23 protein-coding genes are annotated in these 23,239 nt (G+C 70.7%); 5 read left to right on the top strand and 18 right to left on the bottom strand.

The window, feature by feature from the left end; all coding sequences use genetic code 11:
- Positions 1 to 81 precede the first annotated feature (81 nt).
- Positions 82 to 1,374 carry a hydroxyacid-oxoacid transhydrogenase gene (locus ABEA67_RS08225; protein WP_345463631.1) on the bottom strand — a complete coding sequence of 431 codons (1,293 nt, stop codon included), beginning with the start codon at positions 1,372 to 1,374 and terminating at the stop codon, positions 82 to 84.
- A gap of 252 nt (positions 1,375 to 1,626) precedes the next feature.
- Here ABEA67_RS08225 and ABEA67_RS08220 point away from each other — a divergent pair, with 252 nt between their 5' ends.
- Entirely contained in the window at positions 1,627 to 3,321 is a 1,695-nt protein-coding gene (locus ABEA67_RS08220; protein ID WP_345463628.1) for a long-chain fatty acid--CoA ligase, read from the top strand.
- 238 nt (positions 3,322 to 3,559) lie between these two features.
- The gene (locus tag ABEA67_RS08215) at positions 3,560 to 6,904 is read left to right on the top strand and encodes a diguanylate cyclase domain-containing protein (protein ID WP_345463625.1); all 3,345 of its coding nucleotides are present in this window, start codon (positions 3,560 to 3,562) and stop codon (positions 6,902 to 6,904) included.
- 185 nt (positions 6,905 to 7,089) lie between these two features.
- On the opposite strand, the gene ABEA67_RS08210 is transcribed toward ABEA67_RS08215, so the two are convergent.
- The 4 genes from ABEA67_RS08210 to ABEA67_RS08195 are packed head-to-tail and all read right to left on the bottom strand — an operon-like array spanning position 7,090 to position 10,679.
- On the bottom strand, positions 7,090 to 8,016 hold the full coding sequence (locus ABEA67_RS08210) for an alpha/beta hydrolase (RefSeq protein WP_345463622.1): 927 nt from the start codon (positions 8,014 to 8,016) through the stop codon (positions 7,090 to 7,092).
- Between the two features lie 37 nt (positions 8,017 to 8,053).
- On the bottom strand, positions 8,054 to 8,758 hold the full coding sequence (locus ABEA67_RS08205; RefSeq protein ID WP_345463619.1) for a histidine phosphatase family protein: 705 nt from the start codon (positions 8,756 to 8,758) through the stop codon (positions 8,054 to 8,056).
- Entirely contained in the window at positions 8,755 to 9,867 is a 1,113-nt protein-coding gene (locus ABEA67_RS08200; protein ID WP_345463616.1) for a phosphotransferase family protein, read from the bottom strand. The genes ABEA67_RS08205 and ABEA67_RS08200 overlap by 4 nt, the downstream gene beginning before the upstream one ends.
- Positions 9,864 to 10,679, bottom strand: coding sequence for an SDR family NAD(P)-dependent oxidoreductase (locus ABEA67_RS08195; protein WP_345463613.1), 816 nt, complete (start codon positions 10,677 to 10,679; stop codon positions 9,864 to 9,866). Before ABEA67_RS08195 ends, ABEA67_RS08200 begins: the two co-directional genes overlap by 4 nt.
- Positions 10,680 to 10,722: 43 nt before the next feature.
- Between ABEA67_RS08195 and ABEA67_RS08190 the strand changes: the two genes are divergently transcribed.
- Complete coding sequence (locus ABEA67_RS08190) at positions 10,723 to 10,977, top strand: type II toxin-antitoxin system HicA family toxin (RefSeq protein ID WP_345463611.1); 255 nt, start codon at positions 10,723 to 10,725, stop codon at positions 10,975 to 10,977.
- Positions 10,974 to 11,294, top strand: coding sequence for a type II toxin-antitoxin system HicB family antitoxin (locus ABEA67_RS08185; RefSeq protein WP_345463609.1), 321 nt, complete (start codon positions 10,974 to 10,976; stop codon positions 11,292 to 11,294). Before ABEA67_RS08190 ends, ABEA67_RS08185 begins: the two co-directional genes overlap by 4 nt.
- A gap of 134 nt (positions 11,295 to 11,428) precedes the next feature.
- Here ABEA67_RS08185 and ABEA67_RS08180 read toward each other — a convergent pair whose 3' ends face one another.
- The 10 genes from ABEA67_RS08180 to ABEA67_RS08135 all read right to left on the bottom strand — a co-directional run bounded on the left by ABEA67_RS08180 (position 11,429) and on the right by ABEA67_RS08135 (position 17,998).
- The gene (locus ABEA67_RS08180; protein ID WP_345463607.1) at positions 11,429 to 11,818 is read right to left on the bottom strand and encodes a type II toxin-antitoxin system death-on-curing family toxin; all 390 of its coding nucleotides are present in this window, start codon (positions 11,816 to 11,818) and stop codon (positions 11,429 to 11,431) included.
- Complete coding sequence (locus tag ABEA67_RS08175) at positions 11,815 to 12,030, bottom strand: AbrB/MazE/SpoVT family DNA-binding domain-containing protein (RefSeq protein ID WP_345463605.1); 216 nt, start codon at positions 12,028 to 12,030, stop codon at positions 11,815 to 11,817. The genes ABEA67_RS08180 and ABEA67_RS08175 overlap by 4 nt, the downstream gene beginning before the upstream one ends.
- 36 nt (positions 12,031 to 12,066) lie before the next feature.
- On the bottom strand, positions 12,067 to 13,311 hold the full coding sequence (locus ABEA67_RS08170) for an acyl-CoA dehydrogenase family protein (protein WP_345463602.1): 1,245 nt from the start codon (positions 13,309 to 13,311) through the stop codon (positions 12,067 to 12,069).
- Positions 13,308 to 13,643: a hypothetical protein gene (locus ABEA67_RS08165; RefSeq protein WP_345463599.1), complete on the bottom strand. Its 336-nt coding sequence runs from the start codon at positions 13,641 to 13,643 to the stop codon at positions 13,308 to 13,310. The genes ABEA67_RS08170 and ABEA67_RS08165 overlap by 4 nt, the downstream gene beginning before the upstream one ends.
- Complete coding sequence (locus tag ABEA67_RS08160; RefSeq protein ID WP_345463596.1) at positions 13,640 to 14,068, bottom strand: PaaI family thioesterase; 429 nt, start codon at positions 14,066 to 14,068, stop codon at positions 13,640 to 13,642. Before ABEA67_RS08160 ends, ABEA67_RS08165 begins: the two co-directional genes overlap by 4 nt.
- On the bottom strand, positions 14,065 to 15,150 hold the full coding sequence (locus ABEA67_RS08155; protein ID WP_345463594.1) for an SMP-30/gluconolactonase/LRE family protein: 1,086 nt from the start codon (positions 15,148 to 15,150) through the stop codon (positions 14,065 to 14,067). Before ABEA67_RS08155 ends, ABEA67_RS08160 begins: the two co-directional genes overlap by 4 nt.
- Positions 15,147 to 15,593, bottom strand: a complete 447-nt coding sequence (locus ABEA67_RS08150; RefSeq protein WP_345463591.1) for a PaaI family thioesterase — start codon at positions 15,591 to 15,593, stop codon at positions 15,147 to 15,149. Before ABEA67_RS08150 ends, ABEA67_RS08155 begins: the two co-directional genes overlap by 4 nt.
- Complete coding sequence (locus ABEA67_RS08145; protein ID WP_345463588.1) at positions 15,590 to 16,048, bottom strand: MaoC family dehydratase; 459 nt, start codon at positions 16,046 to 16,048, stop codon at positions 15,590 to 15,592. The genes ABEA67_RS08150 and ABEA67_RS08145 overlap by 4 nt, the downstream gene beginning before the upstream one ends.
- Positions 16,049 to 16,164: 116 nt before the next feature.
- Positions 16,165 to 16,941, bottom strand: a complete 777-nt coding sequence (locus ABEA67_RS08140; protein ID WP_345463585.1) for an SDR family oxidoreductase — start codon at positions 16,939 to 16,941, stop codon at positions 16,165 to 16,167.
- Between the two features lie 142 nt (positions 16,942 to 17,083).
- Positions 17,084 to 17,998: a LysR family transcriptional regulator gene (locus ABEA67_RS08135; RefSeq protein ID WP_345463582.1), complete on the bottom strand. Its 915-nt coding sequence runs from the start codon at positions 17,996 to 17,998 to the stop codon at positions 17,084 to 17,086.
- 77 nt (positions 17,999 to 18,075) lie between these two features.
- Here ABEA67_RS08135 and ABEA67_RS08130 point away from each other — a divergent pair, with 77 nt between their 5' ends.
- Positions 18,076 to 19,734 (top strand): M20/M25/M40 family metallo-hydrolase, encoded by a 1,659-nt coding sequence (locus tag ABEA67_RS08130; RefSeq protein ID WP_345463580.1) that lies wholly within the window; start codon positions 18,076 to 18,078, stop codon positions 19,732 to 19,734.
- Positions 19,735 to 19,743: 9 nt separating this feature from the next.
- Here ABEA67_RS08130 and ABEA67_RS08125 read toward each other — a convergent pair whose 3' ends face one another.
- Genes ABEA67_RS08125 through ABEA67_RS08115 form a run of 3 tightly spaced genes read right to left on the bottom strand, consistent with a single transcriptional unit; the run spans position 19,744 to position 23,080 of the window.
- Complete coding sequence (locus tag ABEA67_RS08125) at positions 19,744 to 20,607, bottom strand: alpha/beta fold hydrolase (protein ID WP_345463577.1); 864 nt, start codon at positions 20,605 to 20,607, stop codon at positions 19,744 to 19,746.
- Positions 20,607 to 22,403 carry an acyl-CoA dehydrogenase gene (locus tag ABEA67_RS08120; RefSeq protein WP_345463574.1) on the bottom strand — a complete coding sequence of 599 codons (1,797 nt, stop codon included), beginning with the start codon at positions 22,401 to 22,403 and terminating at the stop codon, positions 20,607 to 20,609. Before ABEA67_RS08120 ends, ABEA67_RS08125 begins: the two co-directional genes overlap by 1 nt.
- Before the next feature lie 41 nt (positions 22,404 to 22,444).
- Positions 22,445 to 23,080 (bottom strand): LysE family translocator, encoded by a 636-nt coding sequence (locus ABEA67_RS08115; RefSeq protein ID WP_345463571.1) that lies wholly within the window; start codon positions 23,078 to 23,080, stop codon positions 22,445 to 22,447.
- Positions 23,081 to 23,239 lie beyond the last annotated feature (159 nt).

The raw sequence follows: 23,239 nt of genomic DNA, 5'->3' as shown, positions 1-23,239 counted from the left end.
CCGGTGGGGGGTAGGGGGGCTGGGGGGGCGGGGGGAAGCTCGCTACAAGATGCCCTGCCCCTCCAAAACACCCCCCCACCCTCACCAGTTCCGAAACGAGTCGCGGAAGATGCCTTCCAAATCTTCTGCACTCGGCACCTTCGGCGCAACCGCCAGCAACCGCTGCTGCTTCAGCGCCCCCGCCACCAGCGCAGGCAGGTCGCCCTCCCCGTACCCCAGTTCAGCTACGCCGCTGGGCGCACCCACCTCCCGCATCAGGTCGAGCAGGGCATTCGGCAGGGCCTCCCGGTCGTCCGGCGCGTACTCCCGCCCCGTCAGGAGGCTGGCCGCAAACACATGCCTGGCGGGGTCAGCGTCGAAGGTGAAGCGGAAGGCGGCAGGCGCAGTCACGATGACGCTGAAGCCGTGGGGCACGAAGGCGTGGTCCCGCGGATAGCCGGGCGCGTGGTAGGTGTGCCGCAGACCCGCAATGGGGTAGGCACAGGAATGGGGAATGTGCACACCCGCCGAACCGAAACCCACCCCCGCCATCGTGGCCGACAGCATCATGAAGCCGCGCGCCTCCACGTCGTCGGGGTCGGCCACGGCCCGCCGGAGGTACTGGCCGCCGTAGCGCAGCGCCTGCGCCGACCACAGATCCGCGACCGGGTTGCTGCCCTGGTAGGGGGGCCGGTCGGCGGGCGTGGCGGGGCGCGGCCGGGTGGTGTAGGGGCGGCTCAGCAGGCTCTCGGCGGCGTGGCAGACCACATCCAGGCCCGCCGAGGCAATCACGCTGGCGGGGGCGGTCCGCGTCAGCTCCGGGTCCACCAGAGCCTGCGCGGGGCGCATGGAGCGGTGGCTGATACCGCTTTTGACCCCCAGGTCGGGCAGGTCGAGAATCGCCACCGTGGTCGCCTCCGACCCCGAGCCGGAGGTGGTGGGGATGGCGAGCAGGGGCCGCAGCGGACCGGGCACCGGGCGGCCCCCGCCGATGGGCGGGTTCACGTAGTCCATCACCGTGCCGCCGTGCGTGGCGAGGAGGTTGGCGACCTTGGCGGTGTCGATGGTAGACCCGCCCCCCAGCGCCACGAAGCCGTCGGCCCCCGCCTCCCGCGCCGCCGCCGCCGCCCGTTCCAGGCTGGCGAGGTCGGGTTCGACCCGGATGTCGGTGAAGGGCACCAGGTCGAGGCCCGCCGCCCGCAGGCTGTCCAGCACGCCGTCCGCCGCCTCGACCCCCAGCAGGGCCGGGTCGAGGACCACGAACGCCCGCCGGATGCCCAGGCGGGCCGCCTCCCAGCCCGCGTCGGCGGCCGCGCCAGGGCCGAACTTGACGGGCGTGGCCTCGATGGTGAAGAGCTGTTCACGGGGCGTGTCGTGGGTGGGGAACGCGGACATGGGCAACCTCCGGGGCAGGGACGGGGATGGCGGCGAGGGGCGTGGCTGTGGGGCCAAGCTAGCACCCGCGCCCGAGGTTGCTCGTCACGTGACGAGTAACGGGGCTGAAGGGCGGGGAGATGCGCCGGGCGCGGCTTTGTCCTACACTCGGGCCACACCTTTCTGCGAGTCCTCGTCTCCGCGCCCACCCGCGCGGCGCGGCGCGTCTCACGTTCCCTCTCCTCACTACCCTCTTCCGACTGGAGGCCTTCCATGACGCACGATCCCCTCTCGTCTCCCCCCCGTCCTGTCGCCCCCGCCACACCGACCGCCGAACGCTACTGGCCCGCGGGCAAGCCCCGCCACCTGACGCTGCCGCGCACCGGGCTGATGCACAACCTGCGCGTGGCCGCCGAGCGCTACCCCGACAAGACGGCGCTGTGGTTTTACGGCCGCACGCTGAGTTACCGCGAACTGCGTGAGCAGGCCGAGCGGCTGGCCGGGCACCTGGCCGCCCAGGGCGTGCAAAAGGGCGACCGCGTGGCGGTGTGGCTGCAAAACAGCCCCGCCTGGGCCGTCGCCGCCCACGCCGCCTGGCAACTGGGCGCGGTGGTGGTGCCGCTCGCGCCGATGTTGCAGGCGCGCGAGTTCGGGTTCTTCCTGGGGGATGCCGGCATCCGGGTGGGCGTGGTGGGGGCCGAGCTGTACGAGAAGGCCAAGCAGGGCGGGCTGGGGCACGCGGTCGTCGCCAACATCATGCAGGGCACCGACGCGGCGAGGGCGGGAATCCCGCTGCCCGACGGCCTGGACGTGAACCCCGAGCTGCAAGAGGGAGACGTGACGCTGGAGGCGGCGCTGGAATCGGCCCCCGCCCCCGCCGCCGAGGTCGGTCCGGACGACCTGTGCGTGATGCCCTACACCAGCGGCACCACCGGCACGCCCAAGGGCTGCATGCACACCCACGGCACGGTGCAGGCCAACATCTTCGGGGCGGGGGCCTGGGTGGACGGCACGGTGGAGGACGTGTACCTGGCGAGCCTGCCCTTTTTCCACGTGACCGGCTTCGTGAACAGCCTGCTCGCGCCGATCAACGGGGGCGGCAAGATCGTGATGATGGCCCGCTGGGACCGCGACGCGGCACGCGAGCTGATCCGGGACCACGGCATCACCGTCTGGACCAACACCGCCACGATGGTCATCGACCTGATGGCCTCCCCGAACTTCGACCCGGCGGACCTGCGGAGCCTGCGCAGCGTGACGGGCGGCGGCGCGAGCCTCCCGGCCTCAGTCGGCCAGCGGCTGCTCGACCAAGCCGGCATCGCCTTTGCGGAGGGCTACGGCCTCTCCGAGACGATGGCGCAGACGCATTCCAACCCGAAGGGCCGCCCCAAGCTCCAGTGCCTGGGCATCCCCCTCTTCGACGTGGACGCGCGGGTGGTGGACCTCGACACGGGCGCGGAACTCCCGCCCGGCGGCATCGGTGAGATCGTGATTCACGGCCCGCAGGTGATGAAAGGCTACTGGAACCGCCCCGAGGCGACCGCCGAGGCCTTTATGGAGCTGGACGGCAGACGCTTTTTCCGCACCGGTGACCTGGGCTACATGGACGAGGAGGGGTACTTCTTCTTCACCGACCGCCTCAAGCGCATGGTGAACGTGTCGGGCATGAAGGTCTGGCCCGCCGAGGTGGAAAACACGCTCCACGGGCACCCCGCCGTGCAGGAAGCCTGCGTCATCTCGGTGCCCGACGACCGCACCGGCGAACGCGCCCGCGCCCTGATCGTGCTCAGGCCCGGCCAGCAGGCCAGCGGCGAGGACATCCAAGCCTGGGCCAGAACCCAGATGGCGAGCTACAAGGTGCCGCGCGACTACGTGTTCGTGGAGAGCCTGCCGCGCGGCGCGACCGGCAAGGTGGCCTGGCGGCCCCTCCAGGAGCAGGCCCGCGCGGAGCTGGGCGGGCAGCGGTAGGGCCAACCCCGATGGGCAGCTCCGGTGAAAGGTTGACCCGGCCACCTGGCACTCCGGGCAGGGCGGGGAGCAGAGGAGGAGAAGCGGCGGGTTCCGGGAGACGGCTGAACAGTCGATGGTCTCCCGGCTGCCCCGGAACCGGGCGCAAGCCGTATCCGCCCACCCCGCCGCGCCGCCCTGCCCCTGCCGCCGTCCGGGTGTGTAGAGGCCGGGCGGCGGGACTGTCACAATCTGAGATGTGAGGCACGCTGCCCTCCGGGACCATCTGACGCGCCTGCACACCCGCGAAACCTTTCAGGCGGATCTGGAGGCGCGGGTGGCGGCGGGGAGCGGTTGCGCGCTGCTGCTGTGCGACCTCGACCACCTCAAGCTGATCAACGATACTTTCGGGCATCTGGCGGGTGACGAGGCGCTGCGGGCGGTGGCGGCCAGTCTGCGCGCCCACCTGCCTCCCGGCTGGGAAGCGTACCGCCTGAGCGGCGACGAGTTCGCGGTGCTGGCGGATGTGCCCTGCCGGGCGCTGGCCGCCTGGGGACAGCAGTTGCTGGAAACGCTGGCCGCGCGCCCCGACCGCCCGCTGCGGGTCAGCATGGGGGTGGCGGACCTGGAGGCCGCCCAGCAGCGGGAGGCCCGGCAGCGGGCGGGTCAGCCCCCCGACCCGCAGGCCCTGTTTGCCCTGGCCGACGCCCGGCTCTACGCCGCCAAACGCCAGGGCAAGGGCCGGGTGGTGCAGGACGACACCGCGCCGCGGCCATCCGGCGACGAGGTCACGCCCCGGCTGCTGGAGCGCGACCTCAGCCGGGCACAGGCGCTGGCCTTTTTGCAGGCGGCCCTGCGGCGGGCGGGCCGTCTGGGCGTGCAGGCCCCTCCCGGCGGGGGCCTGAGCGCGTTTTTGCGGGAGCTGGACCTGGTGGCCCAGAGCCTGGGGTACCAGACCCTGCGGGTGCAGGCCGACCCGGTGCGGGCGCGGCGGCAATATGGCGCGTGGAGCACCGCGTCGCTCGGCGGCGTCCCCGTGGCAGGCCTACCCGGCACGTTGACCGCCCACCTGCATCCCGAACGGCCCCTGGCCGTGCTGCTCGATACGCCGGCGTACCTGGACCCGCACACCCGCGCGGACCTGGGTCGGCTGCTGGGGCGGGCGCAGGCGGTGATCACCGGGCAGAGCGTGCCGGACCCGGAAGGCCAGACCACGCTATCCCTGCCGCCCCTGAGCGACGGGGCGATTCTGGCGCTGGCCGAGGCGCAGGCCGGGCAGCCGCTGGGCGAGGAGGCCCGGACCTGGCTGGCCCGCCGGGTGGAGGGGCTGCCCGCCCGGCTGTCCCCCTGGCTCTCGGCGCTGCTGCTGGAAGCCCGGCTGCGCCGTCAGTCCGTGGCCGCACTCACCCAGGCCCCACCCGACGACTGGGAGGCGGCCGTGCTGCGCCACCTGCCCCAGGGAACCCCGCCCCACCTGCCCTACCTGTATGGGCGCGCGGGGGACATGCGGGAGGCCACGCAACTTCTGCGGGACCACCCGCTGCTGACCCTGACCGGCCCGCCGGGCCGCGGCCGGACGCGCCTGGCCCGCCAGCTGCTGTGGGAGGCGCGGGGAGCCTACGCGGGCGGCACCTTCGAGGTCCGGCTGGAGGGGGGGCAGGCTCCCGACGCGGTGCTGGCCCGCATCACGCAGGCCCTGGTCGGCCAGGCGGCGGCCCCAGTGGACCCGCACGCGGTCGGGCGGCTGCTGGAACGGCGGCCCACCCTGCTGCTGCTGGGGGGGCTGGACCCGTCACGGTTCCCCGCCGTGGCCCTGGAAACGCTGCTGGCGCTCAGCCCCTCCACCCGCATCATCGTGACCGCCCTGGCCCCGCTGGGCCTGCCAGGCGAGGCCACGTTGCCGCTCGCGCCCCTCCCGGACGCCGAGGTCCGCGCGGCGCTGGCAGTGCAGTTGCCCGCGGGCCAGGAGCAGGAGGACGGGGCCGCCCTGGACCGCCTGACCCGCGAGGTGGGTGGCGAACCCGGCACGCTGGAGGCGCTGCTGCCGCTGGTCCGGACCTTTGGCCTGTCCGGCACGGCCGCGCACCTGCACCGCGGCGGCCCGGTCCTGCCGGGCGGAACACCCTGGCGCGAATTCGGAACCTCGGAGCGGCGGGTGCTGGCGGCCCTGAGCACCTTTGGCGGTCCCTTCGACCTGCCCTGGGCCGAACAGGTGTCGGAGGCCTCGCCCTTCCTGCTGACGGCCCTGCTGGGGCATCACGTGCTGCAACCGGTCGGCGGCGGCCTGTACCGCCTGCCCGACACCCTGCTGCGCCAGGGCCAGACGCACCTGCAACACTATCCCGGCATCCGCCAGCGGGCACAGGAGCGGGCGCTGGCCCATGCGCAGGCTATCGTGTCGGCCCATCCGGACCTCAGCGCGGCCTGGTTCCGGCACCTCGATACGCAGTATCCGGTGCTGCGCTCGCTGCTGAGCGGACACCTGCGCCCCCCCCTGGCCCCCGACCCGGCCCTGCTGCACCTGCTGCTGCGCCTGACCCCCTACCGCCTGGCCCGCACCTCCCTCTACGACGCCTGGGAGGACCTGCACACCGCGCTGCACACCCAGTCCGGCCCCCCCACCCGGCTGTCGGTGGGGCTGCACCTGGCGCTGGCAGACACCCTCCAGCACCTCGGCCAGCACGCGGAGGCGCACCGGCTCACCCAGCGCACCCACACCCAGGCCGAGCAGCTTCAGGACTCGGGCCTGCTCACCCACGCCCTGCTCACAGAGGCACGCATCCTGCACCGCCGCAGCGCTTACGGGCAGGCGGTGACGCTGTTCGCGGCCGCGCACCGCCGGGCGCAGGCGACGGGGGCGGCCCCCGTGCTCGCCGTGCGTGCGCTGGGCGGCCAGGCCCGCAGCGAGGTGTATCTGGGCCACCTCGCGGCGGCGCAGACGCACGTGCAGGAGGCGCTGCGTCAGGTGGAGGCGCTGGATCAACCCCAGCTTCACGCCGACCTGCTCAACACCGCCGCGATGGCCGCCAGCGAGCGCCGCGACCTGGCGCAGGCGCACGCGCTGTTCGAGCAGGCGCTGGCGCTGCACGGCAGCTACGGCGGGCTGGCGGGCCAGACCCTGAACCTCACCGGCATGGCCTGGGTGGCCCTGCTGAGGGGCGAGTACGACCAGAGCGCCTACCTGAGCCGCCGCGTGCTGCGCCAGACCCAGGACGCCGGGCAGAACTGGGAGAGTGCCAACGCCTTGGTCAACCTCGGGCACGCCCTGATCGGCCTGGGCGACCTGCATGAGGCCCGCGCCCGCTACCTGGAGGGTGCCCACCTGGCCGCCCAGTGCGACGCGCCCTCGGTTCTGGCGGAGGCCCTGGGCGGCCTGGCCGACGTGCTGGCCCGCGAGCACCAGAGCGGCAGCGCCCGCACCCTGCTCGACCTCGCCCTGGCCCGTCCGGGAGCCAACAGCGAGGTCCAGCGCTTCTTCGCCCCGCTGCGTGCGAGGCTGGCGGGAGAACAGGCGGCCCCCCTGTCCCCCGCCCTCCTGACCCTGCTGGACGGGCTGAGGGTGCCCCTCGTGGAAGGTGCGGAAGGGCCGCAGCGCGGGGAGTAACGGCGGCGGGAGGCAGGGCCGTTGTCCCCGCCTTCCCCCCTGCATCTGACAAAAGAATGCGCTCAGAGTGGGGAGGATGGTTGACCCTCTCCCCTTGCGGGAGAGGGCCTTGCGAAGCAAGGGGAGAGGGAGCCTTTTTACGTCAATTGCTCTACATGCAGCACCCGCCCCCCGCGGAGGCCCCCCTACCCCAGTTCCGCCCCCAGCCATGCCGCCGCCTGGTCCAGCAGGGCAGCGGCAGCGGGCGAGAGGCCGGTCATGTTGGCGAAGCCGTGAATCATACCGGGGCCGGGCTGGTGCGTGGCGCGGCCCCCCGCCGCATTCAGCGCCTCGGCGTAGGCGACCCCCTCGTCGCGCAGGGGGTCGAACTCGGCGGTCAGGACCAGGGCAGGCGGCAGGCCCGCGAGGTCGGCGGCATGCAGCGGCGAGACGTGCGGGTGCGTGGCATGGTTGGGGTCTGAGAGGTACATCTGCCCGAAAAACTTCATGCGCTCTTCCGTCAGGAAGTACCCCTCGGCGTTCTCGCGGCGGCTGGGGTAGCGGTCCACGTTCACGAAGTCGGCGGCGGGGTAAATCAGCAGTTGGGCGCGCAGCGGGGGACCGCCCTCGTCACGGGCACGCAGGGTGCAGGCGATGGAGAGGCTGGCCCCCGCGCTATCCCCGGCCACGGCCAGGCGGGAGGTGTCCGCGCCGAGTTCTTCCCCGTGGGCGGCAGCCCAGACCAGGGCGGCGTAGGCGTCCTCCACCCCCGCCGGGAAGCGGTGTTCGGGCGCGAGGCGGTAGTCCACGCTCAGGACGGCGGTGCTCGCCCCGGCGCACAGCTCGCGGCACACGCTGTCGTGCGTTTCAAGGGAGTACGCGACGAAGCCGCCACCGTGGAAAAACACGGTCAGTGGGAACGGCCCTTCCCCTTCCGGCGTGTAGAGGCGGGCGGGCAGGTCAGAGGCCGGGCCGGGAATCGTCAGGTCGCGCGTTCCGGCGATGGTCACGGGGCGCTGGGGCATCCGCGCCGAGTTGGCGATGACCGCAGCGCGCATTTCCTCCAGGCTGCCGGGTTCGGGGGCGGCGGCCATCTGGAGCAGGACTTCTTTCAGGTGGGGGTCGAGGGGCATATTTTCTCCTTGGGGGCGACCAGCGGCCAGCAGGGCGCTAACGCCAGGACGAGAGGCTTTCCGGCAGGTGGGCGGTTTCGTTGAAGCTGTCGAGGCTCGCGCGCCCGCCGCCGTAGGTCAGGCGGGTCAGGCTGGCGTTTTTCACCCGCCAGTTCAGCGTGAGGGCGGAGGCGTCGGGGGCACGCAGCACGGCGGCCACTGTCACGCCGATGACGCCGCCGGAGGTAAAGGCCAGGACGGTGCGCCCGGCAGGCCCGGCTAGCAGCTCGTGCAGGAAAGCGTGGATGCGGGCGCGGAAGTCGGCCCAGGGTTCGACCTCCTCATGGGTCAGCTCGCCCCGCAGGTAGGCGGCGGTAAGGGGTTCGAGCATCCGCTGGAGGTGCCGGTTGCGCTGCGGCCCCTGCCGTTCCTGTTCGTAGGCGCGGACCAGCGCGCCGAAATCGGGGTCACGGGCGGCCAGCAGCGGCGCGAGAAGGCGCGTCAGACCGTCGCCGTCGTACTCGGCGAGGCGGGGGTCGAGGCGGGGTGCGGGCCAGCCGCCGCCCGCTGCCTCCGCCGCGAGGCGCGCACTCTCGCGCTGACGGACCAGCGAGCCGCTGATCACGTCGGTCGGCTCTACCCCGGCCTCTGCCAGATACGCGCCCACCGCGCGGGCCTGCGCCTCGCCCAGCGGGGAAAGGCGGTCAGTGTCGGCCTCGAAGGGGGTGGCCTGCCCATGCCGGACGAGGATCAGCTCGCTCACGGCTGTGCAGCCCCGTCCTGTGCCACCCCGTCTTGGGCCGCCTGAATGCGCCGCCACGCCTCCCCGATCAACCACGCCGCCTGCTGACCCAGTGGGGCAAAGCGGGGGTCTTTCGTCTGCCCGGCGCGGTAGCGGGCGTAGATCTGCTGCACGATCACGGCCAGCTTGAAGTGGCCCAGCACCTCGTACCACGCCACCTTCGACACGTCACGCCCACTGCGGGCGACGTAGCGCGCCAGGAAGTCCTCGCGAGACAGGAAGCCCGGCGCGTTGGCCCCCACGTGGCTGACCTCCCGGCCCGGCTGTTCCGGCATCGTCCAGTAGGTCAGCGTCAGGCCCAGGTCCACCAGGGGGTCGCCCACGGTGGTCATCTCCCAGTCGAGCAGCGCGACCACCTGCGCGGGGTCCTGCGGGTCCAGCATCAGGTTGTCGAGCTTGAAGTCGTTGTGGACCAGGGTGTGGGCGGATTCGGCGGGCGTGTGGGCCAGCAGCCAGGCGATCACGTCCTCGTCGTGCAGCTCCTCGGGCGGGGGCAGATCATCGGTGCGGGCGCGCCGCCACCGCCCCGCCCAGCCCTCCACCTGCCGGGCGTTGAAGCCCTCGGGTTTGCCGAGGTCGCGCAGACCTGCCGCGTCGATGTCCACCGCGTGCAGGTCCGCCAGCGTGTCGGCCAGAGCCTCCGAGAGCTGGCGGGGGGCATCGGGCAGGGCAGCATATTCCGGCGGGAGCTTCGTGCGGACCACTGTGCCGCGCCGCCGTTCCATCAGGTAGAACGGGGCACCCAGTACCGAGGTGTCCTCGACCAGGAGCACCGGCTCGGGCGCGACGGGCAGCACCGGATGTACCCGCTCCAGCAGGCGGTACTCGCGCGGCATGTCGTGGGCCTTGGCCGCCACCGGGCCGAGGGGCGCGCGGCGCAGGACGTACTCGCGGGCGTCCGCTCCCTCACCCAGCCGCACGAGGTAGGTCAGGTTGGAGAAGCCGCCGGGGAACTGCTCGACGGTGAGCTGGTCCACATCCCCCTCCACCCGCCCGCGCAATGCCTCCCGCAGGGCCGGGAGGGGCAGTTCCTCGCCGGGGCGGACGGGGGCCGTGTCGGGCCGGGTCATGGGTGGCCCTCGGTGCGGGGGGCCTCACCCGCTGGGAAGGCGACCTGCTGTCCCTCCAGCAACGCCATCGCCTTGCCGCGCAGCCGCACCATCTTGCCGAGCCAGGTACCGTAATCCTGCCCCTTAAGCTGAAAGCCCGCCAGCGTGGTGGGGTGCGTGGTGATGAGAAAGCGCTCCTCGCGCAGTGCCCGCAGGGTCACGTCCACCAGTTCGTCCGTGCTGATGGCGGTCTGCTGGAGAATCGGCGCGTTCTGGATCATCGGCGTCTGGACGCCCTCGGGGCAGAGGCAGGACACCCGGATGCCCCGGTCGGCGTAGGTGATCGCCAGCCACTCCGCGAAGGCGAGCGCGCCGTGCTTAGTGACCGCGTAGGGGGCCGAGTGCAGCTCGGTGAGCAGGCCCGCCGCCGACGCTGTGTTGAGAAAGTAGCCCTCGCCGCGCTCCAGGTAGTGCGGGAGCAGGTGCCGCGCCGCCCAGACGTGACTCATGACATTCACGCGGTAGATCAGGTCCCAGACGCGGTTCTCGGTTTCCGGCCCCGCGCCCACCGCGATGCCCGCGTTCGAGCAGAAGAGGTCGATGCGGCCCTCATGGCCTAACACATCCGCGATCAGGTCTGCCACGCCTTCTTCCTGCGACACGTCCGCGGGGACGAAGCGCGCGCCGATCTGTGCCGCCTGCGCCTCGCCCCCCTCCAAATTGCGGTCGGAGGCGATCACAGTCGCGCCCTCCTGCACGAAGCGCGTGGCGAGCGCGAGGCCGATGCCGGAAGCGGCCCCGGTGACGACGATGACTTTGTTCTGGAAGTCCATACCTTCCCTCCCTTTTGGTACTGAAAAGCGGTACTATACGGCCGTGAATACCCGCCAGCGCCGGACTCTTGAACGGGTATTCGAACAACCCACACGCAGCGACGTAGCCTGGGCAGACATCAAGGCCTTATTGAAAGCCCTGGAAGCGGACATCGGCGAGGGGGCCGGAAGCCGGGTGCGCGTGGCCCTGAACGGGGTGCGGGCGGTCTTCCACCGACCCCACCCGGAAAAGGAGACGGACCGGGGTGCCCTGGTCAGCGTGCGGCGGTTTCTGGAAAACGCAGGAGTGACGCCATGATGGAGTACAAGGGTTACGTAGGCACGGCCGCCTTCGACGACGAAGCGGACCTGTTTCACGGCGAGGTTCTGAACCTGCGCGACGTGATCACCTTCCAGGGCCGGAGCGTGGACGAACTGCGCCAGGCATTCCGGGACAGCGTGGACGATTATCTGGCTTTCTGCGCCGAGCGGGGCGAGGAACCGGAGAAACCTCTCAGCGGGCGCTTTAACCTCCGCATCAGCCCGCAGTTGCACGCCCGCGCCGCTGCCCGCGCCCGCAGCGAAGGGCTGAGCCTGAACGCCTTCGTGGAACGGGCGCTGGAGCGTGCAACCTGACGCGGGGGCGCTAGCCACGTTTCCCTCTCAGGTCCACCGCCTGCCGCAGGCTCCCCTCCACATCGCAGCGAGCAGCGGTGACGACGGTGACTTTCTTCTGGAAGTCCATGTGCAGGCTCCTTGATGTTCAGGCCCTAGGACAGCGTGACGAGGTGTCCCAACTCGTCCGCCACAGCCCTGGGGTCGGACAAGTGCCCCTGAGCTGTGCGGAGGACGAGGGCAAATACGGCGTCGTCCGGGCCTGTCAGTTCTCCGCCATTGAGCAGCAGAAACACGGAGGCAGCGGCGTAAGCCGTCCGCTTGTTGCCGTCCGTGAAGGCATGGTTGCGGGCGAGGAAGAAGAGATAAGCGCCGGCCTTTTCCACCAGAGACGGGTAAAGCTCCATTCCGAACGCCTCCATGGCGGGCTGGGCCAGTGCGGAGGCGAGCGCGCCCGTGTCCCGGATGCCGGGTGTACCTCCGAAGGCCGTGAGGGCCTCGTCGTGTAACTCCAGCACCTGTTCGGGCATCAGGTAGACCGTCATGCGTTGCTGAGGCGCTCAAGGAGTTCACGCTTCTCGCGGAACAGTTTCTCTTTGGCCTCGGCAAAGCTCATCCCTTTACGGGCCGGACGCAGAATCAGGCCGCCCTCGGTGGGTTCAATCTCCACCTCGTCCCCGAAGCCGTAGAGTTCCAGCAGTTCCTTGGGGAGAATGACCGCCCTGGATTTGCCGATAGTAGTTAGACGCTTTTGCATGGTTGATTATAACCCCGTTATAACTTTGAGCCTGCCCTATCCCCGCTTCGCCCGCACGTCCACGCCCTGCCGCCGCAGTTCCTCCTTCGCCACCGTCTCGACATGCACGATGTCGGGGCCGTCCGCCAGGCGCAGGGTGCGGGCCTGGGCGTACATCATGGCGAGGGGCGTGTCCTGGCTGACGCCCGCGCCGCCGAAAACCTGGATGGCGCGGTCTATGACGCGCAGGGCGACGTTCGGCGCGACCACCTTGATGGCGGCGATCTGCCCGCGCGCGGCCTTGTTGCCCACCGTGTCCATCATGTGCGCGGCTTGCAGGGTCAGGAGGCGGGCCTGGTCAATTTCCATGCGGCTCTGGGCAATCAGTTCACGGATGTGCTGGTGCCCGGCGAGCGGTTTGCCGAAGGCGACGCGCTGGCCGCTGCGCTGCACCATCAGTTCCAGCGCGCGTTCGGCCTGCCCGATCAGGCGCATGCAGTGGTGAATGCGGCCCGGCCCCAGGCGGCCCTGCGCGATCTCGAAGCCGCGGCCCTCGCCCAACAGCATGTTAGTGGCGGCCACACGGACGTTCTCGAAGGTCATCTCGGCGTGGCCGTGCGGCGCGTCATCGTAGCCGAAAACGGTCATCATGCGGTCGATGGTTGCGCCGGGGGTATCCATCGGAATCAGGATCATGGACTGCTGGAGGTGCCGCGGCGCAGTCGGGTCCGTCTTGCCCATGAAGATGCTGATCTTGCAGCGGGGGTCGCCCGCGCCGCTGGTCCACCACTTGCGCCCGTTGATGACGTACTCGTCGCCCTGGCGCACGATGCTGGACTCGATGTTGGTCGCGTCGCTGGAGGCCACCCCCGGCTCGGTCATGGAGAAGGCGGAGCGAATCTCGCCGTTCAGGAGGGGCACGAGCCACTGCTCCTGCTGTTCGGGCGTGCCGTAGCGGGCCAGCACCTCCATGTTCCCGGTGTCGGGCGCATTGCAGTTGAAGATTTCGGGTGCCCACCACACCCGGCCCATCACCTCGCACAGCGGGGCGTATTCCAGATTGCTGAGGCCCGGCCCGAACTGACCCTGGGGGTCGCTGCCCGGCGGCAGGAAGAGGTTCCAGAGGCCTTGCTCCCGCGCCCGGGGCTTGAGGTCCTCGATCAGCTGCACGTGTTCCCAGCGGTTGCCCCCTTCCACCTGGCGGTGAAACTCGGCCTCGTTGGGATAGATGTACTCGTCCATGAACGCCGTCAGGCGGGCGTGCAGGTTCTGGGTGCGGGGCGAAACGTCGAACAGGGTCATAGGGGTTCCTCCTCTGGACTCAGGGGGCGAAAACTGGCCGTGTCGCCCTCGATGCCCAGCAGCACCTCGCGGTAGAGACCGCCGCCCTCACGCCGGAGGGTGAACCCCAGGGCGAGAATGCGTTCAAGAAGGTCTTCCGCTCTTTCCAGCAGGGCAGCAGCGTCATCGCGGGTCATCTGTTCCGTCAGGGCGGCCTCCTCGTCGAAGAGGGGGCGGTACGGTTCGAAAGCGGGCGTCGGCTGAAAGTAGCAGTGAATGGCGAAAGGCTCGACGCTCCGCAGCGGCATCCGCGCGAGCAGCACGCCGTCCCGTTCGAGCAGGTAGACGGTCATGCCCCGCCCCCGACTGGAACAATGGTCGCCAGCGCCGCCGCGACCAGAGTGTCTTTCCCGCCACTTCGGGCGTACACCTCGGCGCGCACGACCACCTGACGGCGACCGGAGCGCAGCACCTCGCCGCGTGCCCACAGCATCTCGCCCCGCGCGGGGGCCAGCAGGTTCAGCTTGTACTCGGCGGTCACCACGTCCCCCGCGACGGAGGAGGCCGCCCAGGCGCTCACCGTGTCCGCGAGGTAGCCGACGACCGCCCCGTGCGCGTAGCCGTGGTGCTGGGTGAGGTCGGGGCGCAGGTCGAGTTCGATTTCCGCGCACCCCGCCTCCAGCCGGGTGAGGCGGGTGCCCATGAACCGCGTGAAGCCGCTGGTTTCCACGGCCTGCCTCAGCCGTTCCAGGGCTGCCGCCATGTCCGGCTGGCTCATGGGCGCACCTGGGCAAGCGGCACGCGGGCGAGGGTCTGGCCGTGCAGTGAACTCAGAATCAGGGCGTCACCGACCGGCAGCACCTGCGTGATGTAGCTGTAACTGGCCGAACCGCTCCCCTGCGCGAACGCGACCGGGCGGCCCTTCAGGTCGAGGGCGACGAGCATGGATTCTTCGGGGAGGGGCAGGTGGGCACGTTCGGCAATGCGGGCAATCACACGCCGCAGCCAGGGCTGGCGCGCTCCAGCGTCCAGCAGGGGCGAGCGGCGGCTGGGCAGCGCCACCCAGAAGGTGCCCGCGCCGTCGAAGCGCACGTTGTCGGGGTAGCCGGGGAGGCTATCGGCAAAGACTTCCAGCGTCCCGGCCCGCTCGCCCGCAAGCCAGAGGCGGTGAACCCGCGCCGTTCCCGTCTCGGTCACGAGCAGGTACGCCTCGTCCGGGCCGAGCGTCACGCCGTTGGGGAAATTGAGGCCACGGGCCAGCACGACCGTCTCGCCGGTGTGGAGGTCATGCCGCAGCACCCGCCCGTGCCCGCCGTGTTCGAGCAGGTCGAGCAGTTCGTGCGGCCAGCCGTACCTGCTCGAAGCGTCGGTGAAGTAGACGAAGCGGCCCGCCCGGTCCACATCCAGGTCGTCAGTGAAGCGGAAGGGGACGCCCTCCGCCCCGGTGGCGAGGACCTGCACCGAGCCTTCCGGCCCGACCCGCAGCAGGCCGCGCAGCGCGTCGGCAATCAGCAGATTGCCGTCGGGGTGAAAGCGCAGGCCCAGGGGACGACCTCCCGTGTCAGCGAAGACTTCCGGCGCAGTCCCGTCCGGCTGGAAGCGCACCACCGCGCCGCCCTCGAAGCCGCTGTAGAGGCGGCCCTGGGCATCCACAGCCACGGATTCGGGGGCCTTCAGGCCGGGAACGGGGGCGAGCAGCTCGGCGGTGTTCAGCCGCCCGTTGTCGGCGTAGGGGCCGCTCGTGCGCGAGGGGGGCAGCCCCGGCCCTTCCCAGGCCACCGGCCGCACCCGAGTGGGCGCGAACAGCAGCCAGCCCAGGCCAGCGGCGAGGGCAGCGCCGAGGACCGTGCGGAGTTTCACCCGCCGCCTCCCGCCGGGGGTACGTCCGCCATCACGATGGTGCCGAGTGCAGTGGCGACCAGCTTTTCCTCGCCCGCCTGCACAGCAAAAATGTCGCAGCGGGTCACGGCCTGCCGCTTCCCGGCACTGATAACGCTGCCACGGGCGACCAGGGCCTCGCCCAGGCCGGGCCGCACGAAATTGATTTTGAACTCGCTGGTCAGCACGCTCGGCCCCAGCGCCGCCGCGCCCATGAAGGTGAGGGCGATGTCGGCCAGCGCCGCCTGCACGCCCCCATGCGCGAAGCCGTGGTGCTGCGTGATGTCCCGGCGGAAAGGGACGCGCACCACCACGCCCGCAGGCGACATCGCCTCCACCCGCGCACCGACCAGCACGCTGAAGGGCTGAGAATCCAGCACGCTCTGCGCGAAAGTCACCGCTTCCGCGCCGTCCAGCGCCGTCACAAATACACCCGCATCACCGTTTCGGCAGTCGCGGCAGGCTTGGGGGCATTCTCAATCTCAATGGTGTTGGCAACCGTCAGTTGCGCGTAGCCGGGGCCGTCCTCGACGTTCAGCAGCACGGCGCGATTTCGCAGGCGGCTGCCCACGGGCACTGGGGCGATGAAGCGCACGCGGTTGAGGCCGTAGTTCACCACCATGCGCGTCCCGGCCAGTTGCGGAAAGCTGCCCTGCGTCCGGAAGAACCCCGCCAGCAGCGACAGCGTCAGAAAGCCGTGCGCGATAGGACCGCCAAAGGGCGTCTGCGCGGCCCGCTCCGGGTCCACGTGGATGAACTGATGGTCGCCCGTCGCGTCCGCGAACTGGTTCACCATCTCCTGCGTGACCGTCACCCAGTCGGACAGCGAGAGTTCCTGGCCCACGCGGGCGCGGAGGTCTTCGAGGGAAGTCAGGGTCATGGGTAGCCTCCTTTAGGCTCTGAGCCGTGAGCTATGAGCTATGAAAAAGAGGGCTGACGCCAAAAGCAAAAGCGTCCGGGTGCTGGTTCATAGCTCACCGCTCATAGCTCCCAGCCTCAAATCGCCGTCACCCCGCCGTCCACCGCGATGTTCTGCCCGGTCATGTACGCGGAGGCGTCGCTGGCGAGGAGCAGCGCGAGGCCCTTGAGGTCCTCGGGGCCGCCCAGACGGCCCAGGGGCGTGTGGGCGAGGATGGTTTCCTCACCATAGGCGAGGGTGCCCTTGGTCATCTTGGTGGGGAAGTAGCCGGGGCAGATGGAGTTGACGGTGATGCCGTACTTGGCCCACTCGGCGGCCAGCGCGCGGGTGAAGTTCACGTCCGCGCCCTTGGACGTGTTGTAGGCCAGCGTTCCGGCCATGCGCGGGTTGTTGCCCTTGAGGCCCGCCACCGAGGCGACGTTGATGATGCGGCCCGACCGGGCGGGAATCATGCAGTGCTTGCCCACCGCCTGGGTCAGCAGGAACATGCCGTTCACGTTGAGGTTCATCACCTTGAGCCAGGCGTCGAAGGGGTACTCCTCGGCGGGCGCGCCCCAGGTGGCCCCGGCGTTGTTGACCAGGACATGAATCGGGCCGACCTCGTTGTGGATGCGCTCGACCAGCGGCTCGATGGTCTCGAACTGCGAGAGGTCGTGGGCGTACACGTGTGCGGTGATGCCCAGGGCCGCCAGGTGGGTCTGCGCCTCGTCGAGTTCTTTCTGCTTGCGGGCGGTCAGGACAACGGTCGCGCCGTACTCGCCCAGCCCCTCCGCGATTTGCAGCCCGAGGCCGCGCGAGCCTCCGGTGATGAGGGCGACCTTACCGGTCAGGTCAAACAGGTCCTTGAGTGCCATCGGTGTACCTCCGGGGGTGGGATTGTGCCAGACAAGTTGGAATTGCACCCTCACCATAAGGAAAATGTACGTGCGCGTCAATTTTGAACGTGCGGGGACACCGGCAGGTCAGCGGGAGAGGGCGGGGGACGAACCCGGCAGCCTATTCCTGGGGCGGAACAGCCGGATGCGCCGCGTCCAGCACGGCGGCCAGCAGGAGACGCGCGGCGGGGGAACGTGCCCCCGACGGCAGGCGCAACACCCCGAGCGTGCGGGCGACCCGGCCCGGAAAGGCTTGCAGGCGGACGCCGGGCAGCGCGGCGGGCAACACCAGCCGGGGCAGAACGCTGAAGCCCAAGCCCCTCTCGACCAGCGCCAGGATGCTCGTTTCCTCCGACAGGCACATCGCGGGGGTGCCCGGCAGGCCCAGGGCCTTCAGCGCCTCCGTGATGGCGGGCAGGGTGGTCAGGCCGTGCTGGAGGTACGGGCCAGCCAGGGGGAGGGGGGCCGGGTCGGCCGCGTTCGTCACCAGCAGGTACTCGTCGGTCAGCAGGGGGGAGGCCACCAGGCGCGGGTCGGCGGGAAGCTGGCCCACCCCGAAGTCGGCCCGGCCCGTCAGCACGGCCCGCTCGACATCGGCCCTTTCCAGGCAGGCGTCGTGAATCTCCAGGCGCACCTGCGGATAGGCCAGGCGCGTCCGGGCCATCAGGGGCGGCAGGAGGTGCGTGGCGACGCTACGGAAGCAGGCGATGCGCACGGTGCCGGTGATTTCGCCGGAAGCGCGGGCGTCGTCGTGCAGCAGGTCGAGCAGGGTCAGGATGTGCCTGGCCCGCTCCAGCACCCGCTCGCCCGCCGGGGTGAGGTGAGCGCCCTGGGGCGTGCGGCGCAGCAGGCGCACCCCCAGCTCGCGCTCCAGCTCTGCAACCGAGCGGCTGACGGCGGACTGCGTGACGTCCAGGTGGGCCGCGCCCCGGCTGAAGCTGCCCGCCTCGGCCACGGCCACCAGCGCCTGAAGCAGCGCGGGCTTCACGAGGGGGCGCAGCCCGGCGGCAGGCGAAAGGCGGTCGGGAAGGGCCATGACGTTCACGCATAGTTTAACCGCCGCCATGCGTGCCCGTGGTAGCGCGGCGGCCTGCCGGTTCCTACGCTGGCGGCGTGACCTCCGCACCCGACCTGACCACCCCCTCTGCCGCCGCCTCATGGGCACCCCGCACCCGTGCCTGGCTCGACCTCCTGGTGGGCTGGCCCAGTGTGACGGGCAGCCTGGACGAACAGGCCTTCGCCCCCCGGCTGCATACGGCCCTGGCCGAGCATCCCTATTTCCAGGCACATCCCGAACACCTGTGGCGGCAGCCTGCCCTGGGGGGCGGCCCCGAGAACCTGCTGGCCCTGGTCCGGGGGGAAGGGCCGGAGACGGTCATCCTGTCGGGGCACTACGACACCGTGAGCGTGGACCCCTACGGGAGCCTCGCGCCGCTCGCGCACCAGCCGGAGGCGCTGCGGGCCGCGCTGCTGGAGGAATTACAGCCCCTGTCGCCGGACGCGGGCGAGCGCCTGGCCTGGGACGACCTGGCGGGGGGCGACTTCCTGCCCGGCCGCGGCGTGCTGGACATGAAAGGCGGCATCGCGGCGGGCCTGAGTGTCCTCGAACACTGGCTGGAGGCCCCGGGGCGGCGGGGCAACCTGCTGGTGGTCCTCTCCCCCGACGAGGAGGACCGCTCGCGGGGTGCCCGCGCCGCCCGGCACGCGCTGGGGGAGACCGCGCAGCGGTGGGGGCTGACCTTTGCGGCGGGCATCAACCTGGACGCCACCAGTGACCTGGGCGACGGGGCGCAGGGCCGCAGCATCGCCCTGGGCACGGTAGGCAAGCTTCTGCCCTTCGTGTTCATGCTGGGGCGGGGCACCCACGCGGGCTACCCCTTCGAGGGCCTCAGCGCCCACGCGATGAGCGCCGAACTGCTGCGGCGGCTGGACACCAACCCCGAGTTTGCCGACCACGCGCACGGCGAGAGTGCCCCGCCCCCCGCCTGCCTGGAACTGCGCGACCTGCGCGGCGGGTACGACGTGACCACCCCCGACCGCGTGTGGAGCGCCTACAACGTGCTGACCCACCGCCGCACCCCCGCCGAGGTGCTGGACCTGTTCTGCTCGGAGGTCGGGGACGCCATGCACACCGTCATCCGCGAGCAGGCCCGCCGGGCGGCGGCGCTGGGGCTGAAGACCACCGACAGCCCGCCGCGTGTACTGACCTTCGGGGCACTCCGGCAACTCGTCCTGGAGGCCGGGGGGCCGGACGTGCAGGCCGCGTATGAGGCGCTGGTGCAGCAGCACGCGCAGGCCACGAATCCCCTGGACGCCAGCCGCGAGGTCACCGACTGGCTGACCCGTCAGGCAGGGCTGCGCGGTCCGGTGGCGGTGGTGGGCTTCGCGGGCCTGCACTACCCCCACACGCACGTCACCGGACATGGCCCAGCAGGCGAGCGGCTGCGGCAGGTGGCCCTCTATGTGGCGGCCTCCACGCAGCCCCCGCTGTCGGTGCGTCAGTTCTTCGCGGGCATCTCCGACATGAGCTTCCTGGGTGCGCCCCCCGACCAGGGCCGCCAGCGGGACGTGCAGGCCAACACGGCGGTCCCGGCCTTCGTGGACGCGGGGGAAGACGCTGGCCTCCCCTTTCCGGTCTTTCCCACCGTGAACGTCGGTCCCTGGGGCCGGGAATACCACCAGCGGCTCGAACGGGTGCATCTGCCCTACGCGCTGGAGACGCTGCCGGAAGTGGTCTGGCGGCTGGTCACGGGGCTGCTGCCCCAGCCCTGAGGCGAACGCTTACCCCTCGCCCCTGTGGGCCGCCAGAAACCCGCACAGGTCGTGCAGGAACTCCGCCGGGCGTTCGAGGTGCGGCATGTGCCCGGTGGAGGGGTAGACCCGCAACGCGGCCCCCGGAATTCCTGCGGCCAGTCGTTCGGCGTTGGGCAGGGGAATCAGGTCGTCCCCCTCGCCGTGCAGCACCAGGGTGGGCACCGTGATGCGGGCGAGGTCGGCAGTCACGTCATGCGCCCGAATCGCCCGGAACTGCCGCTTGAAGCTCTCGGCGCTCATGGGATGGCGGGCGGCGTTCGCGGCGGCCAGGTCGAGGGCTTCCGGGTGGGCCGCCGCGAACCCCTCGTGCGTCATCAGCGTGAGGGCCTGCCGCGCCCGTTCCTGCGCTTCCATGTCAGCGGGCAGGAAGAGGGCCGCCCGCCCCCGCTCGGTCGCCGGGGTGGAATCTGCGCCGCCCGGCGTGGTGGACACCAGCACCAGCCCGCGCACCAGGTCCGGGTGCCGCAGGGCGAGGTGCTGGGCGACCATACCGCCCATGCTGAGGCCGACGACGAAGGCGGGCGCGGCGTCCACTGCCCGCAGAAAATCGGCGGCATCGTCCGCGAGGTCGGCCAGCAGGTAGGGGTCCGCGAAAGCCTCCGAATCCCCCGTGTCGCGGTGGTCGGGGGCGAGGGCACGGTATTCGTCACCTATTGCCTCCACCACGCCCTGCCACCCCAGCCGCGACCCGCCCAGCCAGGCCAGGAAGAGGACGTTCGCGCGGGGCCGGGCCGGGGAAACCTCGGTGTACGCGAGGGCACGCCCCCCGACCCTGACCCGCCGGAAGTCCCCTTCTGCTGACGGCTGACCGCTGAAAGCTGACCGCTCCATCAAAACCAGGCGTCCTGCATCTCGAAGGTCGTCCGGTCCGCGCTTGCCAGCAGGTCCGCGTGGGCCTTCACCTTCGGCAGTTCGTGGGTGGCGAAGAAGCGGGCGGCCTGGAGCTTGCCCCGGTAGAAGTCGGCGTCGTCGCCGCGTGCCCCCGGAAGCGCGCGGGCCGCTGCCATGGCCTGCCGCAGCCACATCCAGCCGATGACGGTGTGCCCCAGCATCTCCAGCGCGCTGTTCGCGTTGGCGAGGAAAAGGTTGGGGCCGAGTTCGGGGGCTTGGGCGAGGATGGTTTGCAGGGCCGCCGTACTCTGCTGGACCGCCTGCCCAAGCGCCGGGCGAATCTCGTCCAGGCCTTCCAGCCCCTCCGACGCCTTCAGGTCGGCCTGGATGCGCCCGAGCAGCACCTTCAGCCCGCGCCCGCCCGCCTGCGTCACCTTGCGGCCCAGCAGGTCGTTGCCCTGGATGCCCTCGGTGCCCTCGTGGATGGGGTTGAGGCGGTTGTCGCGGTAGTACATCTCCACCGGGGCGTCACGGGTGTACCCGGCCCCGCCCATCACCTGAATCGCGTCGCTGAGCGCCTCCTGGCTGTACCGGCTGGGCCAGGATTTGACGATGGGCGTGAGGAGGTCCAGCAGCAGGGCGTTGTCCTCGCGGTCCTCTTCCGGGCCGGTTTCGATTTCGTCTTCGAGGTGCGCGGCGTAAAGGCCCAGCGCCAGGCCGCCCTCCACGATGCTCTTCTGCCGCAGCAGGAGGCGGCGCACATCGGCATGTTCGATGATGCGGACGGGTTCACTGGCCGCGTCCTTGTTGCTGGCGTGCCGTCCCTGCCGCCGCTCGCGGGCGTATTCCAGGCTGGCGAGGTAGCCCGCGTAGCCCAGCATCACCGCGCCCATGCCGACGCCGATGCGCGCCCCGTTCATCATGTGGAACATGTACTGGAGGCCGCGCCCCGGCTCGCCGATGAGTTCGCCGACCGTCTCGCCGCCCTCCCCGAAGTTCAGCAGCGTGTTGGTGGTGCCCCGGTAACCCATCTTGTGATTGAGGCCCGCCAGGACGACATGGTTGGACTCGCCGGGCGTGCCGTCCTCATTGACCCGGTATCTGGGCACGATGAAGAGGGAGATGCCCTTCACGCCCGCCGGGGCACCCTTGATGCGCGCCAGGACGAGGTGGACGATATTTTCCGACAGTTCGTGTTCGCCTGCCGAAATCCACATCTTGGTGCCGGTGATGGCGTAGGTGCCGTCCTCCCTCGGCGTGGCAGTGGTCGTGATGTCCGCCAGGCCCGACCCCGCGTGCGGCTCGGAGAGGGCCATCGTGCCGAACCAGCGGCCTTCCAGCAGGGGGAGCATGTATTTGCGCTGCTGCTCGGGCGAGGCGAAGACCCGTTGCAGGTTGGCGTTGCCGATGGTGAGGAAGGGATAACTGCTGGTGCCGATGTTGGCCGCCTTGAAGTGCGCGTGCATGGCCTGCGCGACCACGTGGGGCAGTTGCAGGCCGCCCAGTTCCTCGTCGGCGTGAGCGCTGAAAAAGCCCGCCTCACGGAAGGCTCTCATTGCCTCGGCGGCGGCGGGGACCAACTTCACCTTGCCGTCCACCACGTGCGGCTCGTTCAGGTCGGCCTCGCGGGCGTGGTTGGCGAAATAGCGGTCGGCGACGTTGTAGGCGAGGTTCAGCACGTCGTCGTAGACCTCGCGGCTATGTTCCGCGAAACGGGGGCGCTGGGGCAGGGAAGCGGTGTCCAGCACTTCATAAAGCTGGAATTGCAGGTCACGGCGGGACAGGAAGGGGGCCATACAGGGAGTCTCCTTGGGGGTGAGGGGGCCAGGGGCCAGAATCAGTCGCGCGATTGCAGGGCCAGGCGCAGGCCGAGGGCGACGTACACGCCCGCGACCACCTTGCCCTGCCAGCGCAGCACGGCGGGACGAGAACGCAGCCAGCCCGACAGGCCGCCCGCCGTCAGGGCCAGGCCAGCGGAATACACCAGGCTGAGCAGCACGAACACGCCCCCCAGCATCAGCATCTGGGGCAGCACCGCGCCCTGCTCGGGGCGGACGAACTGCGGCAGGAACGACAGGAAGAAGAGGGCGGTCTTGGGGTTCAGGATTTCGGTGAGGGCGGCCTTGCCCACGTTGCTGCCGGGGCTGCGGCTGGCTTTGGGTGCAGCGGAAGGCAGTGCGAGCGGCGTCCGGTCCCGCCATGCCTGCACCGCCAGGAACAGCAGGTACAGCACCCCCAGCCACTTGACTGCCGCGAACAGCGTGGCCGAGGAGGCCAGCAGCGCGGTCAGACCGAGGGCCGCCGCCCCCGCGTGAACAGCGTCTCCCAGCGCCAGGCCCACCGCCGTCGCCACCCCCGCTGCTCGCCCCTGGCTGAGGCTCTGCGTGAGAATCAGCATCACGGCGGGGCCGGGAATCACGAACAGCGTCAGGACGGCCAGGATGAACGGGAGCAACTCGTGGGCGGGGACCATTCTTCCTCCGGGGGGCGGGTGGGGCTGTGCCGTGAGCCTATCCAGAGTGTCCGCGCACGTCAACTTTGAACGTGGGCGTTAAGATGGGGGAGAATTGGTTGGCTCGCTTCCCCCTCACCCCCTTGCTCCGCAAGGCCCCTCTCTGCTCCGCAGCTCTAC

The sequence above is a fragment of the Deinococcus carri genome, assembly GCF_039545055.1.
Lineage (GTDB): Bacteria > Deinococcota > Deinococci > Deinococcales > Deinococcaceae > Deinococcus > Deinococcus carri.
The sequence above is the reverse complement of the archived record's forward strand: the minus strand, read 5'-3'. Positions and strand labels throughout refer to the sequence as shown.

Bases quoted from the DNA above. Each gene is read 5' to 3' on its own strand.
- ABEA67_RS08135 (WP_345463582.1), bottom strand. From the start codon at position 17,998: ATGGCCCTTCCCGACCGCCTTTCGCCTGCCGCCGGGCTGCGCCCCCTC.
- ABEA67_RS08200 (WP_345463616.1), bottom strand. From the start codon at position 9,867: ATGACCCGGCCCGACACGGCCCCCGTCCGCCCCGGCGAGGAACTGCCC.
- ABEA67_RS08115 (WP_345463571.1), bottom strand. From the start codon at position 23,080: ATGGTCCCCGCCCACGAGTTGCTCCCGTTCATCCTGGCCGTCCTGACG.
- ABEA67_RS08120 (WP_345463574.1), bottom strand. From the start codon at position 22,403: ATGGCCCCCTTCCTGTCCCGCCGTGACCTGCAATTCCAGCTTTATGAA.
- ABEA67_RS08220 (WP_345463628.1), top strand. From the start codon at position 1,627: ATGACGCACGATCCCCTCTCGTCTCCCCCCCGTCCTGTCGCCCCCGCC.
- ABEA67_RS08195 (WP_345463613.1), bottom strand. From the start codon at position 10,679: ATGGACTTCCAGAACAAAGTCATCGTCGTCACCGGGGCCGCTTCCGGC.
- ABEA67_RS08225 (WP_345463631.1), bottom strand. From the start codon at position 1,374: ATGTCCGCGTTCCCCACCCACGACACGCCCCGTGAACAGCTCTTCACC.
- ABEA67_RS08180 (WP_345463607.1), bottom strand. From the start codon at position 11,818: ATGACGGTCTACCTGATGCCCGAACAGGTGCTGGAGTTACACGACGAG.
- ABEA67_RS08175 (WP_345463605.1), bottom strand. From the start codon at position 12,030: ATGCAAAAGCGTCTAACTACTATCGGCAAATCCAGGGCGGTCATTCTC.
- ABEA67_RS08165 (WP_345463599.1), bottom strand. From the start codon at position 13,643: ATGACCGTCTACCTGCTCGAACGGGACGGCGTGCTGCTCGCGCGGATG.
- ABEA67_RS08145 (WP_345463588.1), bottom strand. From the start codon at position 16,048: ATGACCCTGACTTCCCTCGAAGACCTCCGCGCCCGCGTGGGCCAGGAA.
- ABEA67_RS08210 (WP_345463622.1), bottom strand. From the start codon at position 8,016: ATGCCCCTCGACCCCCACCTGAAAGAAGTCCTGCTCCAGATGGCCGCC.
- ABEA67_RS08140 (WP_345463585.1), bottom strand. From the start codon at position 16,941: ATGGCACTCAAGGACCTGTTTGACCTGACCGGTAAGGTCGCCCTCATC.
- ABEA67_RS08185 (WP_345463609.1), top strand. From the start codon at position 10,974: ATGATGGAGTACAAGGGTTACGTAGGCACGGCCGCCTTCGACGACGAA.
- ABEA67_RS08170 (WP_345463602.1), bottom strand. From the start codon at position 13,311: ATGACCCTGTTCGACGTTTCGCCCCGCACCCAGAACCTGCACGCCCGC.
- ABEA67_RS08125 (WP_345463577.1), bottom strand. From the start codon at position 20,607: ATGGAGCGGTCAGCTTTCAGCGGTCAGCCGTCAGCAGAAGGGGACTTC.
- ABEA67_RS08160 (WP_345463596.1), bottom strand. From the start codon at position 14,068: ATGAGCCAGCCGGACATGGCGGCAGCCCTGGAACGGCTGAGGCAGGCC.